We start from the raw sequence: 16,329 nt of genomic DNA on the forward strand, positions 1-16,329 counted from the left end.
TTTATTTGATTTTTAGATCAACGCTCGCTATGAATTATGCGAGTAAGCATAGCTGCATAGAAAAAGCGCGTATTATCTGTAAATGATAACTCAGTTATCTCAATGTCTACACTTGAAATTTAAGGGTTTAGGTCAATCTAGCTATCAGGCTAGTAAAAATAGTTAGACTAGCGATAATAGGGTGACAGTCCCTCGTGAATAAGCAATATCAAGCAATGCATGCCATCAACTTAAGTATAAGCCTGATATAAACAAGATTATTTATAAATAACAGATCGTAAATGACTGTTTATAAACGTCAGGCAGCTACAACAGTGTGAGCTTGAATGCGATACGTATTTTAAAAAAAGCAATAACAACAGTATTAATATCAACCATCTATATCATCAATAATAGGAAATCATATGTCCACTGCTGAAACTGATGCTCAAATTATCAATCCTGATATGCCTGATGTACCACCGCATGCGCCTAGCAAAATTAACTTAAAAGATTATCAGAAGCCAAGTTTCGATGTTGAGACGGTTCATCTGGACATTAAGCTATTTGAAGACCATGCACTAGTAAACAGTACACTTAAAATGACGCGCCAAACCATAGGAGATATTGTCTTATTTGGTGAGTCGTTAGAGCTATTAGCCCTTACTATGAATGGTAACGAGCTAACAACTGATCACTACAGCCAAGAAGATGGTAAGCTGATAATTCATGATGCTCCTGATCAGGTGACCTTAGATATTCAGGTGCGTATCTGCCCGCAGACCAATACCGCGCTAGAAGGTCTGTATATGGCGGGTAGCGGTGATGACACCATGTTCGTGACCCAATGTGAACCAGAAGGCTTTCGCAAGATTACTTTTTATCCTGATCGTCCTGACGTACTGGCGATATTTACCACTCGATTGGAGGCAGATAAGCGCTATCCAACCCTATTGGCCAATGGCAACTTAGTTGAAGCAGGCGAGGTCACTGATGCGCCAGAGCGTCATTATGCAATCTGGCAGGATCCCACCAACAAGCCAAGTTATTTGTTTGCTTGTGTCATCGCTGATTTGGATGTACTGACAGATTCTTATACGACGAGTGAAGGTCGAGAAGTCTTACTAGAAGTGTATGCAAAATCTGCCGATATCGATAAATGTGATGTTGGTATGCAAGCGCTAAAAGACTCTATGAAGTGGGATGAGGTTAATTATGGGCGCGCCTATGATTTAGACCGCTATATGATCGTTGCCGTCAGTCAGTTCAACATGGGTGCAATGGAGAATAAGGGACTTAATATCTTTAACACGGCTTGTGTGTTATCTAGTCCTGAGACAACCACTGACGCACGTAGCTTTAGTGTGAAAGCTATCATCGCCCATGAGTATTTCCATAACTGGACAGGTAACCGAATCACTTGCCGTGACTGGTTTCAGTTGTGTTTAAAGGAAGGCTTTACGGTTTACCGTGATCAGTCATTTTCAGCGGATCAGCAGTCAAGCGCTGTGCAGCGTATCGATGATGTAGCCACACTGCGTGCGCATCAGTTTGCTGAGGATGCAGGCCCATTAGCCCATCCGGTACGTCCAGAGAGCTTCGTTGAGATCAATAATTTTTATACAACGACTGTCTACGAAAAAGGTGCTGAAATCGTACGTATGATTGCGAACACATTAGGACCAGACGATTTCCGCACAGGAACAGACGAGTATTTCCGCCGTTATGATGGGCAAGCGGTAACTGTTGAAGACTTTTTGTCCGCACTTAGCATCACTAATCAAAAAGTCGAAGACTTCATCGATTGGTACCGCCAACCTGGTACGCCAGTATTATCAGGTCATCAAACCTATGATAGTACCGCACAGACGCTGACCATCACTTTGAACCAGCAGACACGTCATGTTAGTGGCTTTGATGCGCCAAAACCACTGCCGATACCTGTAGCAACGGCACTGTTTGACAAAGAGTCTGGCAGTATTGTTGCTGAGCGTATGCTGCTGCTTGACCAAGCAACGCAAACCTTTGTGTTTGACAATATGACAAGCGAGCCAGTGGTTTCTTTGTTGCGTGATTTTAGCGCACCAGTACAGCTCAATTATGATTATCAAGATGAAGACTTAGCATTTTTGCTCAAGCATGAAACCAATGGGTTCAATCGCTGGCAAGTGACTCAGATGCTAGTCAATCGTATTTTGCTGCAAGGAAAAGGTGAAAAAAGCACCCCTGATGTGTATCTAGAGGCATTGGAGCAGTCGTTGCCTGTCTTGGCAGCTGATGATGAAATGTTGGCGGCAAGGCTACTTGATATTCCCTCAGCACAGGAGCTGGCTTCTGCTATCTCTAAGGATTACAATCCAGTGCTAGTCAAAGAGCAGCGTGATGGACTATATCAACAAGTAGCAGACAGACTCAAAGACCAGTGGGCAGTCTTGTATAATAATCTACCAATGCAGTCTTATGAAGACAGTGCTAAATCTCGTGGTGTCCGAGCTTTGCGTAACGTTGTACTTGATATGGCACTGACTGCTAATGTTGACGGTTCAGCAGACTGGGCGCAGCAACAATACGATCATGCCAGCTGTATGACTGAGCGCTTTGGTGCACTCAAGGCAATGGTCAATCATCAATTGGCACATGCAGATCATTATCTCGCAGATTTCTACCAGCGTTTTCAAGAAAACGATCTGGTTATCGACTTGTGGTTTAGCGTGCAAGCCGCCGCTGATAGTGTGACGCCTGACGTGGTCAAGTCGCTACTTACACATACAGATTTTGATTGGAATACACCTAACCGCGTTCGTTCAGTCATTAGTGCCTTTAGCTCGCAACCAACAGTACTATGGACGGCAGAAGGTCTAAAAATGTATACCGATGTTATCAAACAGTTAGATGACGCCAACCCTGTATTGGCGTCGCGTTTGCTACAAGTGCTAGCGCGTTGGAACACATTGGCTGAGCCGCATCGTCAAATGTCACATGAACAGTTACTAGATTTACAAAAGAATGTATCATCTAAACATGTGACTGAGAGTTTAGACAGTGTACTGGGCGCGGCAGACGATTGATTGTGAACCGTAATGCAACGATACAGTCTATGATATAAAAGCAAAGCCAATCCTGAAATGGGGTTGGCTTTGTTTGATTGAGAACTATAGGGCATGTCCCTAATTAAAATATTTATAACTAAATGGGCTAAGAATGGCTAAATCTTGCCACACGGCGTCAAATAGCTGGTCAATATCTCGATATTATCTGCGCTATTTTCCTTGTTTGTCTGCGATTTATCTCATTTTCATCACCATTTTTAAAATAGGAACACGCTCTAATTATTTTTCATTGCTCATTAAGTGTTTTAGAGTTTCAAAATAGCATGTCATAAAGAAAGCCCGTTTGGCACTAATAATTAAGTGCCAAACGGGCTTTCTGTTTTACCAGATAGTTTTTGCTAGACAGTAGGTTATTCTTAAAATCGATTAGCGGTTTGGTAGGACGTCTTTTACCATATCATGTAGGCTACGCAACGCGGTAACCGTGCTGTCCCAATCTAGGCAACCATCAGTGATAGATTTGCCATACTCAAGTTGACTCAAGTCAGCAGTTAGCTTTTGATTGCCGCCTTTTAGATGGCTTTCGATCATCATACCGATGATTGACTTATTGCCGTTTTGAATCTGCTCAGCAACGTTGTTGATGACCATCGGCTGTAGGTACGGATCTTTACCTGAGTTGGCATGGCTCGAGTCAATCATGATCTTACTGTTGGTTTTGCCTTTGGCCAGCTCGTTTTCAACTTGAGCAACTGCAGTTTCATCATAGTTAGGCTTGCCATTACCACCGCGTAGTACCACATGCGCGTAAGGGTTACCTTTCGATTTGATGATAGAGACTTTGCCATCTGAAGACAGACCCAAGAAACTATGTCCTTCTTTAACGGCTTGCATTGCGTTGACAGCAACTGTCATGCCACCATCAGTACCGTTTTTAAAGCCAACGGGACAAGATAGACCTGAGCTCATCTCACGGTGTGTTTGGCTTTCGGTAGTACGGGCACCAATTGCTGACCAGCTGATCAAATCCTGCATGTACTGCGGGGTGTTTGGATCAAGTGCTTCAGTGGCGCAAGGAAGGCCTTTTTCATTCAGATCAAGCAGTAGCTTACGTGCGGTACGCAGTCCTTTTTCGATATCAAAGCTATCGTTCATATCAGGGTCATTAATCATGCCTTTCCAGCCAACCGTGGTACGGGGCTTCTCAAAATAGACACGCATAACTACAAATACGCTGTCTTCGATCTCTTTTGCCAATACAGCTAAGCGATCAGCATATTCATGTGCTGCCTTGATATCGTGGATAGAGCAGGGCCCAATGACCACAAACAATCGCTTGTCTTTGCCGTCCAGGATGTTTTGGATAGTGTTTCGACCGTTTAGGACGGTTTTATAGGCTTCATCTGATAGAGGTAGCTCAGTTTTTAGCTCAGCGGGCGTAATCAAAGGAATAAATTTTTCAATATTCACGTCGTCAATATCTGCATTATGGGTAACTGATGTTGTCATGGTTATATATCGTCTAGCTGATTTATAGGAATATTCATTATGCGGACAAAATGTTTGGTTGACAAGGGTAGTCAGGCAGTTAATTGACTGATAACTGGAATGAGGAATCTAAAACTTAGTTATACTTCCATGCATTTAGGGTGTGTTTTCCAAAATGAGATACGTCTCAGCATTGTATTTAAAACTGCAAATGCACGTTTGATATTTATTTTTTCTATCTGCTAATAATGACTAATCAAAATTTATACGGTCGATACTCAGATTTTATAGCTTAGGTTTCAGAACTTGAGTCTCATAGCTTAGGTTCTGTAAATTGGGTTTCACGTGCGAGTTTAGCTATTTTTATCATCGTCACGTATGATAGCGACATTAGCGATAAGTGGCTAAAATGTTACTTTAGAGATATGGTAGACAGACCTGCACATCATCTGTGAATACTTATCACTGATTTGTGGCGTTATATTTTATAATAGCGGTTTATTTTTATTCTTTAATACTGAGAGCTTGTCATGACAGATTCTGCTACGTCTCATTCACATACTGATTTAGTCAGCCAGACAGAGGCGGACTCTCAAAGACCGAACAGACACCTCGCACCGCTAGTCATAGGTATCGTGGCAGGCGAAGTGTCTGGAGATAGCTTGGGTGCAGATTTCATGCAGCAGATGAACAATCTACGTGATGATATCGTCTGGGTTGGTGTTGGTGGTCCCAAAATGCAAGCGCAAGGGCTGCAGAGTATTTTTCCATTAGAGCGACTTGCGGTGATGGGGCTGGTTGAAGTCATGTCACAGCTACCAGATTTGCTCAAAGCGCGCCGCGAGCTACTGAGCGCATTTGGGGTGGCTAGTATTGATTGGTTTGTTGGTATCGATGCGCCAGACTTCAATCTACGGGTATCCAAAAAGCTCAAGCCGCAAGGCGTGTTCTGTGTACAGTATGTCAGCCCTTCTATTTGGGCGTGGCGTGAGTCACGTATCCACAATATCAAAGCAGCAACCAATCTGGTGTTGTGCTTGTTTCCATTTGAGCTACCAGTTTACGAGCGTCATAACCATCCGGCGATCTGCGTGGGTCATCCACTGCTACGAACTATCGATCAGACGTTGATAGACACACCAATCAATCAGCGCCGCAGCGAGCTCGTTTGGCACAATGATGGATTACAGCAGTTTTTTATTGAACGGTTTGATGATGTGAGTCAGCTTGTTTGTGTGATGCCAGGTTCTCGGCGCGGTGAGATTACGGCTATTTTGCCCTTAATGCTCGATGGTATTCAAAAGTTAATACTACTAGATCCTAAGCTGTGCTTTATCATTCCGACAGTGGATCAAAACCATCAGTATATTGTCCAAGAGGTTATAGATCAACGCTCAGAGCAGCTACGAGAAGCTATTGTGGTCATTTATGACGACACCCAACCAGAATTTAGCCAGCAGGCCATGGCAGCTTCAGATATTGTGATGCTAGCATCTGGAACAGCAACGTTGGAGGCGATGCTGCTTGAACGACCGATGGTGGTGGTGTATCAATTAAATAAGCTGACCTATCAGATTGCCAAACGTTTGGTAAAAGTTCCTTATGTGGCATTGCCGAATATACTTGCTGGTGCGCCAATTGTGCCTGAACTTATACAAGAGCAGGCAAGCGGTGACAATATTTGCCGTACCGTGATGCGTCTACTGCAGCCACGTGCCTATGCCGAACAACTAAAGGATTTACTAGCGACAAAACAGTCATTACAGCAGCAAAGCAACCATGAACCAGCAAATAGTGTGATTGAGCAGTGGTTTATGCAAAATACTAAGATGATCAATCCTACCTAAACAAGAAAGACTTTTTAACATGATGCCCATTCAGCACAGTACAGATCAACATAGTACGGATCAACACAGTATAGAAAACTCAATTCAGACAGTTGATAACAAGATCGAAAATATCGATGTCAAAGGTCAGTGTATTCAACTGGTAGCACCCATACATTTATATGGGCAGATGAATACTTCGGAGCTCCTCACTCACTATTTCACCAATGATAAAGAAGCTAAGCAGACAGTACTACAAATTGGTGTCGATGAAGCAGGGCGTGGACCATTACTGGGGAGCGTTAATGTTGCTGCTACAATACTGCCGCCGATGTGGTCAGGACTGATTGAAGCACAGCCGCTAAAAGACACACCGCTATCGACTCTAACAGATTCAAAAAAATTGAGTGAAAAAAAGCGAGATATCCTCTATCCGCTGGTCAAACAGCATGCCACAGGGTACGTCATCGCTGACATACCAGCGGCAGTCATCGACCAGGTAAATATATTGCAGGCAACCATGCTTGGTATGCGGCTGTGTACGGAGACGTTATTAAAAATAGTTTTTAAAGGTATGTTAGCGGCCACAGTCGCTGAAGACGCATTGCCTAATAACGTAAAGATTGAGGTGCTGTTCGATGGCAATCGTTGCCCTGATCTGAACCCCGCTATATTTGACGAATTAGATATGACGCTATCTGGCGTTGATTGCCAAGCGTGGGTGAAGGGTGATGCGCGCCATACGAGTATTGCCGCCGCCAGTATATTAGCAAAGGTAAGCCGTGATGAGGCCATGTACAGCCTTGATGCGCAATATCCAGAGTATGGTATTGCCAAACACAAGGGCTACCCGACGCGCGCGCACATGGAAGCAATTGACAGATACGGTGTGCTATCAGCACATAGACGTAGTTTTGCACCAGTACGAAAGTCGCTAGAAAGTAGATAAATGCAGAACAGCGAGCATTTTAATCATCACGAATGTACCGAAATCCCATAACAATCAAGCGACATATATTATGAATTAATAGACTGTTTTCTAGAAATAACGAGCAAAAGTCCATAAAGTATATTACAATATATTCATACCAATACAAAAACCTGTAAAATCAATAACTAAGCTTTGGTTTAATTTTTTATTTCCACTATGATTTATATACATAACTATTTTATAGGATAAAGGATGACAGCTCATATCCCTCAAAAGAACCTCGCTTCAGTACTATTTTTAACAGTGTTTTTAACGGCTTGTGGTGGCGGCGGCGGTGGAGACTCCGATAGCAGCTCTGTACCTAATGATCCACCGAGTGAAACACAAGAAGATATCGTATCAGAACCAATTACTTCAGTACCTATTACAGCGTCGCCCGATGAAGAGGAAGAGTCAGCCGGAGATGTACCAGACAATACAAATAAGGAACCCGTAGACAACAACGCACGAGCAGCATTAAGTGCTAATAATCAATTTAGTCTGGCCAGAACCAGCTGTGGTCTAAGTGGTCTCTCTGGTGATACAAAACTGGACGATATTGCGATTCAGCATGCAAACTATATCAAATATGTATTTGCTAATAGTACACCAACCAGCTTTAACGCCCATGTCGAAAATGAAATCAGTGATATTGCTAGCGTCACAGGTGACAACAATCCATTCTTTGGTGGCCTAGACTTCTCAGATAGATTGTTAAATGCAAACTACAGTAATGCACAATATGGTGCGACAGAAAATATCGCTCAATCTGTCTATTACAGCTCAGCAGGGAATTTTCTGAAAACGGATGAGGTCGCAACCTCAATGGCAAAATCATTGCTAGCCGCACCGTATCATCTGCGTTCTTTGATGCTGCCAACATCGAGTCTGATCGGCACAGGGATGGTGACTTACAAACCTAATGCCAAAAATCCAACCCTTAATCAAGGCTATGTCTTAGTAAGCCATGCTTCAGCGACAAGAGCGACAAGAGATAGGTCCGTATCAGGTGTCTTTACTTATCCATGCGAAGGGGTGACTGGTACAGTAACTGCGCTATATAATGAGTCGCCAAACCCTGTTAGTTTATTCCCCTATAATAGTAATTCACAGTATGGAGTAATTAAACATATATAATATGATCCATACTTTAGCTTATAGAATACTCTGGTGGATGCTATGGATATTAAAGTTTGTATTGATACGGAACTAGATTTATCAAGATCTTGTCTACTTAGTGAAGTTCCAAACTTATTACTATATGAGACTATTAAAGTAAATGGAGTTGGAGTATTCGATGATAATGGCAAAATCCTTCCTATTATTTCTGAGTATTTATCATATAAGTCCAAACATGAGAGAATAGCTTATAAGTCAGTAAATACATATGGTAAAAACCTGATCTACTTCTTAAGCTACATTCGTAGTCGACCAGATTATGACAATGATGAAACTGATGAGGTATTTCTATCAGTACCAGCATACGTAATTCAAGAATATTTAACGTTCCTTGCTCGTGATGACCATAAAAGCTCAGCTACTATTAGAAATCGTGATGCTACATTACGAGCTTTCATAGAGTACCTCTGTAGTCCCACAGAAGACCGTGAGCAGCTAAGAAAAAATAACCCATATGATAATGGTTATCTATCAAAAGTACCGAAGCGAACACCAATTAGTTCCTGCAATCTTAATGACCTCTTCATTTTAATCAAATCTACTCGTTCAGAACGAGAAAGAGTTATACTTCAATTCCTATATGACTCTGGTTTACGTCGTTCTGAGTTACCTAGAGTCAGTCTTGAAGACTTTAAAGACAGTGTCAACTTCAATTCTAAAAGTTTTATCACTTGCGACACTGATCTACCAATTCACACTGACTATGTACCCTTAAAAGTTAAAGGCAGTAAAGGTCGTGGTAATCAAATCAAACCACGTTGGACTCTAGTTAGCTCAGCAACTATCAAACGTATACAAAAGTATCACGCATCCCCTCTATATAAAAAATACGCTCGTAAATATTTAAAATCCTCAGATACTCCAGCATTCTTCAATGCTAAAGGTACTCCATATACACCTAGCGCAATTAACAAATTGCTTGAGCGTGTAAGTAAACGTGCAATAAAGAAAGGTCTTCTCAATCGAACAATTTCTCCTCACAAATTACGGCATGGAAATGCTTATTCGATATTACAGTCAAATGATCTAGGAATAGATTATTTAGATCGCCTCGTTGTTGTACAAAAGAATTTAGGACACAATCAACTTGATACTACTCAAATGTACACGAGCATTCCTCAAGACATTTACAACAATATGTGCAATAAAAATGGCGAATTAATAACTAGAGCTGAAAAAATGAGACGCTTGAGCGAACAGACCCAATTAAAGATTCGTATTGGGGATATCAAATGAAAGGAAGTAGAGATAGTGCCGATCGATTAATCAATACATGGGTAGAGTGCTTATTACAGTGTCCTGATCAACTTTTATCATTACCACTTAACAAAGACTTTAAAAGCCCTTGGGGCATCAACGTTATGTCTGGATTTTTAGTAAAAGAGATATCTATCACAATTAGCGAAGCTCAAAGATTAAAACATCTTACTCTTCCTTTAATAAAAAAATTAGATGAAATGCAAGTTATTAAAAAAGAAGCCTCTATTAAAGAAAACTTCATTAGACAAGAAATTTTTCATTGGTATAACAGCTTAAGTTTTAATGATAAAAATAATCTTCCTAGACTTACCAGCTCTGTAAATAACATTTGCTTTGAATCTCTAGGATCTGAGCAAAGCTATTGGGCTAATTCAGCAAATCGTTACGAATGGGTAGCAGAGGTAATAGATGGCATTCATGAAGATCTTTTTGAACTAGGAATCATAGGTGCAGACTTCAAAAAAGTTAATGGAGAAAAGCAAATAATTAAAGATGTTAGATCAACTATTGTGGAATGGGTGTCAAGAACAGTTAATGATTTAGAAGAATTATGGGAGATACCTATTAGTAAAGCTGACAACTCATTGGGCTTCAGTGTGTCTGTCAAGCATATTCAAAATATTACAGGAGCCTCTCCTAGTAGGGCAACTTTATATAGAGAGTTTACAAACCCTTTAATCAAAAAGATGATTGAAAAAGATATATTAGTAGTTCCACATGATAGTTATAAGGTTGCTGGTATAGAAAATAGGAGAAAACTTCTAAATTGGTACAGACAGCTATCCGAAGAAGAAAAATATACATTGCCTATTTTTGGCAATAAAATTTCACTTAATAAAATGCATTTTAGACAACGACCTATAAACTCATCTTCCCTAAAATTTAATGTCGTTAAGAACGCTTGGGACTTCATTCATAAAGACCTCGAAAAACTTAACATCGTTGATGTTAACTATAAGAGCTTCGCTGAACGAAAAAGAAAGAAAAATTTTAGTAAAAAAGAACCTAGTGTAATCAAGAAGGAGTGTCTCGATAAATTAGCAATGAAAGGCTTAAACACTATTGCTGAATTTATCGAACCTTCAAATTTAGAACCTTTTATTCAGATCGAGCAACTTTTTGCCGCACAAATTAAGACTGTAGCTTCAGAATCAAGTAAAGGTGGCTATAGGAGTGCTTGTAGCTTGTTTATAAAGTACTTATCAAAATTTTATGGGTCTAAACCATTAAGAGTAATCGAAGTTTTCGATGAGCATCTTTTATCTCGATATCGCAAATACTTACATCAAAAAATAATAAATAAAAAAATATCAAGTCATTCCGCAAATACAGTTTTGGGCTTAGTACGTAGGGCATTACATAGACTGACTCAAGTACGAGATTCGGAATACATTTTTTTTGATGTTAGTGGTTTTTCTGCAAGCAGAGAAACAGATACTAAAAAGCCATTCACAAAGAATGAACGGCTACAGATACTAGATTCTATTGAAAAGGGTTTAAATGAATCTAGAAAAAATTTTACACCCTACAAAATAACAGGTATTGGTATAAACCCTTTAAGCGAAGAGGGATTCATAGTACGAGGACTTTCGACATTAGAAAATGCAAGATGGCTTTTTGAAAACCATTTGATGTGTAGGTCAGTTCATTACAATACAGCGAATTCACATATAGAGAAAGCTTTTCTAAGAATCATTGCTAGTTCAGATAAAAGTTTAAAAGATGTGTATGAAGAATGGGGCGTTAGTACATTAATAAATGTAGATACACTAATACCATATATTCTGAGACTTGCTCAAGTTACCGGGTTAAACACAGATTCTTTACTTTCTCTTGACATAGACGATTATGTTGACTGTCATCCAGCAACATTACGACCTTGTCTTAGGTATTGGAAAGAGCGGTCTAACGGTCACAAAGAATATCACCTTGATCTTTTTAATGCAGATTTAACATGGCTAACATCTACCCAAGCTAAGTCCATAAAAATAATTTTTGAAGAAGTTATTTCTTTGACTAAGGATTTTCGACACTTGATCGAAGATGATGAATCAAAAAATAAGTTGTTCATCTATCAATCAAAATATAGAAATCACAGAAGAGTAATTTCTTTACTAGAGCATAAGGGAAATAAGACAACAGGCTTAGGGTATTATCTATCTAAGTTCACTAAAAAATATAATTTACACGACGATTCAGGATATCCAATAACTCTCAATATAAGTCGATTTAGACCAACCTTTGTTAGTGAAATGCTTAGCAATGGCGTATCTCTACGTGAGGTTCAGCTAATGCTAGGACACTCATCAATTCAGATGACGATAAACTACCTCGACTCGTTCGACTTTAACTCAGTAAGTAGAACGAAGATAAATGATAAGCTAAAAGAAATACATCAATCGACTTTGGATGAAAAAACTGAAGAACTATCAAAAGATATTAAGCTCAAAATTAGTGACGAATTAGCAATAACATTTCATACCCCTTTAGCTGAATGTAGAAATATTTTTGATCCACCAGATTTTGTAAAAAATCTTTCTTCTTATATTCCCGGTACTCCATGTTCACAATATAATAAATGTTTGGGTTGTGATAACGTTATTATTACTGCCAAGAATCTCCCTGAAATTTTTGCTATGAAACGTGATTATACTCTTTTAACAGAGCATACCCGTGTAATGGACACACCCTATGGACATGTGATTTCAGAGAATATAGAACTAATAAGGGGAATTATAGACCCAGAGTTGTCCGCATTTTCCTCAGAAGAGTTAGAGAATGGGCGACGTTTAGCAGAGTATATCGAGACAACTACACTAATCGATGGGGCAATTTAATGAACCATGAAGAAAAGCTGAATGTATTAACAGATTTTGTAGAACATCGTTTCTACGTTTTAGATAATTTAAACCATACTAAAAATCAAGACAACGTTTATGTAGGGCACAAAAATACGTATCATACCGAATATATGTCATCCCTTATGAATAAACCTGTATCGAAACTATCGATATTCTCTGATTGTATTTGGGATTTTAATAGTGATTATCCTAATGCTGCAAAAAATGTTCAGGGGGCAATGTTACGTATTAGTTTTTCAAAATATACTGAAATCCCAGTATTTGTTTTAATAGAAATGAAAGTTATGTTTGAGCTAGCCTTGCTAAACAACTCGATTTTTAAGCCTCCAAAAAAAGAGAGAAAAAGCCGAGGAAAAAAAGTATTAAAAGCTAACTCATTAATTTTGATTTTTAAAAATGGCTTAGCATTTATCAATGAAGTATTTAAACAAGCATCTTATGAGCTAGGTTCTGTGTTTGTTAATGAAAAGATCAAGACATTATCTGATATAACACCTGAATTTTATTATAAAGCCGCTGCAAACTATGACCGTATGAAAAATGTGAAGCTAGATCAGTTTTTCAAATACCTGCGCAGTCCAGCTTCTGTAAAGTATATATTTGAAAAGCCTATAGCTTACATTGAGATAAGTAGCTTGAAATGGAAGATACTACCAAATGTTGATAAACAGAAAAAAGATCAAGTTCTACCAGATCTAGTATTCGAGTCTTTATCAAAAATAACATCTTTTATTGTAGTTGACTTTTTAAATGCTATAGGAGATAAAGAGAAAATAGCAGATTCTAGTTCTTTAGAAAGATTTAGGACAAGCGATTATTTATCATGGGCAAGTGAAGCACAAGTATCCAATGAAACCTTAAACGGGTACACTGCTTTTAAGCTAAGAAGTAGAGGTTATTCTTCAAGCTTAGTTACAAGTAAAATTGAACCTTATAACTGGATGCTTGACAAAAACTCTAATATTATGGGTGGACAAACTTTACGGAAAAACTTGAAAAAGCGTGGTTATCATTTAGATGATTTAAGACAATATTTTAGTCTTTTATCATACTCATGTCTTTACTTAATCGGTCAATATACAGGCATGAGACCATCTGAGCTATCAGAAATAAAGGTTCAAAACTGTTCATGCCTGATTCAAAATGATGGCTCTTGGCTCCTAGAAAGTAAAGTTAAGAAGCATAGAGAGGAAACTAATACAGGTTTGTTTGATGATAGGTGGGTAGCTATACCAATCGTTAGAGATGCAGTATTAGCAGCTTCATATATTGCAAAAATTAAAGCTTCACCTTACTTAGTCTCTAATATAGATACTGTTAAACCACAAAATTTTCCCAAAGCAATGGATAGTACAGGTATTACGTATCAAATGAACAATCTCATTACTCGACTATTAGGTGAAGGTATTTCGAATGAAATAAAGTTTAACGTATATATGCTAAGACATACCTTAACTTATCAATTATTTAAGGCAGAAGTTGGTCTACCTTTAATATCATTTCAATTAAAACACTTTGTAGATAGTATCTCCAAATACACGTCTACTGGTTCCACGTCAGCAGTAACGCTAGGCTATGGAGATATTGGTGAAATGCTATCAAGAGATGGGAATCGAGTAAGAGATAAAAAATCATTTCGTCGAGCAGCTGAATTAGAGGCTATTAAGACTGCTCATAACCCAAATGGTATATATTATGGAGGTAGAGCTGATGAGCATAAAAAGGGTCTAATCAAAACTTTTCAAGGATATATGGCTGAAGGGTATACGGAAGAGGAAGTGTATGAAGCAATGGTAGACCAAGGTGTAGCCGTTGTATATGTGGGACAGGGACTTTGCTATGGTGGCAAAGAAGAAAATGACTCAAGTTTGCCATGCATTGGTTCACTACGTTGTAATCCTGCTCGGTGCAAACAAGCTGTCGTTACTAGCAAACATGCCCCTAAATGGCGTGAGGTTTATGTTTTGAATAAAGCAAACTTAAATAAACCAGAATACTCTCATAATCGTGAACAAATTATAGCAGCAATGAACGAAGCCAAAATGGTTCTAGAGAGTATTGAAGAAAAGGTTGAACTATGAATGATCAAGCCTATGACAAAAAAAATAATGATGACTATGAAGCAAATACATCTTTGTTAAAAAAAGCTATATCAGATATTGAAAGTAACAAAAAACTGAAAGCAACTATAGCGCAACTTTCAGAAATGTGTGGAGTTCATCGAAATACTATATCAAACCGCGTTTGGCCTGTCCAAGAACTAGCCAGAATCAAAAGTATCAGAAAGGCTAGAGAGAAAGCAAATAAAGAACAAGTGCGTTCAAATGATAGTGATATAAAAAAAATTCTTGAAGAAAAATTGACTCAAGCGCGAGATGAGATTATTTACTGGTTTAATGAGTATCAAGATATGAAGCGTTTTGCTGATCACTCAGACAAAAAATATCAAAACATGAGAGAGTCGCGAGATTATTACAAGGCATTATACGAAACAAACCAGAAGTTGCTTTTAGAAGCTGAGCTAGAACTCAAAATTTTGAAGGAGAAACTAGATCTAGAGCTAACACAGGTAAATGCAAACCAGCTCAAACACTAATAGTGAAAAAAGTATCAAATAAGCTAAAATAAAGCTTTAGTAACCTTATTACTAAAGCTTTATTTTAGCTTAGAAAGCTATCATTAAACTATACTTAAAGCATAAAACCTCTAAACGATAACCTATCTATCATTAGACTTGTTTATCTTATTAAAAGATAGTAATATCCTGCTATTATCAATGAACATTAATTATTAACTCTAAATAATAGAGGTGGCGTTATGACAGTCAGAATATACGTGAGAGCTAGCACAAAAGACCAAGACGCTAAGAGAGCGTTGTCTGACTTGATTGGCTTTAGCAAAGGTTATGATGATAGCTATATTGAGTATATTGAAAATTACAGTGGTACTAAGTTAGATAGACCAGCTCTTACTAAGTTACTTAATGAAGCAAATCAAGACGACATATTGCTTGTTGAGAGTGTAGATAGATTAAGTAGATTATCTCAGGATGACTTTGCAATTCTAAAGCAACGCATTAAAGATAAAGGCTTAAGGTTAATCGTAGCAGACCTACCTACTACGCATACAATCAATACTGGCATGAGTGGAGAGATATTGGCTGTAATCAACAATATGCTAATTGATTTGTTAGCAACAATGGCTAAATTGGATAATGACAAGCGTAGAGAGCGTATTAAGCAGGGATTGGCAAATAGTGGCTATAAGCCCAGTGGTAAGAAACCTAATACAACAAAACACAATCGTATTAGAGAATTAGGCAGTCAGAATAATATGACAAAAGAGGAAATCGCTAAGGCGGTTGGTGTTGGGGTGGCTACGGTTTATCGAGTACTAAAAGATACGTAACACGTCAGGTAATGAACTTAAATAATTATGCTTTGCTGAATTAATACGTCTAAAGATAAAAAGTAGTCATAAGCGTTAATTATCTTCAAGCGCTACCTTAGTATAGTGAGCGTGTAGTAGCGCTGTTACTTCTTTGATAGTTGCGATTCTACCTTCCTGATAGTCTTTGAAGATATGCTGAGTATCTGGATTGACAGGAAGGTTGTCTACTGCGAAACTAGCCGAAGTAATAGAGACCATCCCAGATTCTGTGTAACTGACGTTTAGATTAAATACTTACACAAAATTTAGGAAGGTCTCTGAAAATT

Annotated in this window: 11 protein-coding genes; 9 read left to right on the forward strand and 2 right to left on the reverse strand. The window is 38.7% G+C overall.

The features are described from left to right. Positions 1-446: 446 nt before the first annotated feature. Entirely contained in the window at positions 447-3,047 is a 2,601-nt protein-coding gene (pepN, locus tag ACTXGL_RS11870) for an aminopeptidase N (RefSeq protein ID WP_443526983.1), read from the forward strand. A 408-nt stretch (positions 3,048-3,455) separates the two neighbouring features. Here pepN and ACTXGL_RS11875 read toward each other — a convergent pair whose 3' ends face one another. Next, positions 3,456-4,538, reverse strand: coding sequence for a 3-deoxy-7-phosphoheptulonate synthase (locus tag ACTXGL_RS11875; protein WP_319051542.1), 1,083 nt, complete (start codon positions 4,536-4,538; stop codon positions 3,456-3,458). Positions 4,539-5,047: 509 nt separating this feature from the next. Here ACTXGL_RS11875 and lpxB point away from each other — a divergent pair. From lpxB to ACTXGL_RS11915, 8 genes are all read left to right on the forward strand, one after another. After that, positions 5,048-6,364: a lipid-A-disaccharide synthase gene (gene lpxB, locus ACTXGL_RS11880; RefSeq protein WP_443526972.1), complete on the forward strand. Its 1,317-nt coding sequence runs from the start codon at positions 5,048-5,050 to the stop codon at positions 6,362-6,364. A 19-nt stretch (positions 6,365-6,383) separates the two neighbouring features. Beyond that, positions 6,384-7,292, forward strand: a complete 909-nt coding sequence (locus tag ACTXGL_RS11885) for a ribonuclease HII (protein WP_443526973.1) — start codon at positions 6,384-6,386, stop codon at positions 7,290-7,292. Between the two features lie 234 nt (positions 7,293-7,526). Further along, entirely contained in the window at positions 7,527-8,450 is a 924-nt protein-coding gene (locus ACTXGL_RS11890; RefSeq protein ID WP_443526974.1) for a CAP domain-containing protein, read from the forward strand. 42 nt (positions 8,451-8,492) lie between these two features. Then, a complete protein-coding gene (locus tag ACTXGL_RS11895) occupies positions 8,493-9,728 on the forward strand; it encodes a tyrosine-type recombinase/integrase (RefSeq protein ID WP_443526975.1) in 1,236 nt (411 codons plus the stop codon). Next, positions 9,725-12,589 (forward strand): tyrosine-type recombinase/integrase, encoded by a 2,865-nt coding sequence (locus tag ACTXGL_RS11900; RefSeq protein WP_443526976.1) that lies wholly within the window; start codon positions 9,725-9,727, stop codon positions 12,587-12,589. Before ACTXGL_RS11895 ends, ACTXGL_RS11900 begins: the two co-directional genes overlap by 4 nt. Beyond that, the gene (locus tag ACTXGL_RS11905; RefSeq protein ID WP_443526977.1) at positions 12,589-14,694 is read left to right on the forward strand and encodes a site-specific integrase; all 2,106 of its coding nucleotides are present in this window, start codon (positions 12,589-12,591) and stop codon (positions 14,692-14,694) included. The genes ACTXGL_RS11900 and ACTXGL_RS11905 overlap by 1 nt, the downstream gene beginning before the upstream one ends. Further along, positions 14,691-15,209: a hypothetical protein gene (locus tag ACTXGL_RS11910; RefSeq protein WP_443526978.1), complete on the forward strand. Its 519-nt coding sequence runs from the start codon at positions 14,691-14,693 to the stop codon at positions 15,207-15,209. The genes ACTXGL_RS11905 and ACTXGL_RS11910 overlap by 4 nt, the downstream gene beginning before the upstream one ends. Before the next feature lie 221 nt (positions 15,210-15,430). Continuing rightward, a complete protein-coding gene (locus tag ACTXGL_RS11915; RefSeq protein ID WP_443526979.1) occupies positions 15,431-16,021 on the forward strand; it encodes a recombinase family protein in 591 nt (196 codons plus the stop codon). A gap of 75 nt (positions 16,022-16,096) precedes the next feature. On the opposite strand, the gene ACTXGL_RS11920 is transcribed toward ACTXGL_RS11915, so the two are convergent. Beyond that, a complete protein-coding gene (locus tag ACTXGL_RS11920) occupies positions 16,097-16,261 on the reverse strand; it encodes a hypothetical protein (RefSeq protein ID WP_443526980.1) in 165 nt (54 codons plus the stop codon). Positions 16,262-16,329: the final 68 nt, after the last annotated feature.

The sequence above is a fragment of the Psychrobacter sp. T6-6 genome (assembly GCF_052258185.1).
GTDB lineage: Bacteria > Pseudomonadota > Gammaproteobacteria > Pseudomonadales > Moraxellaceae > Psychrobacter.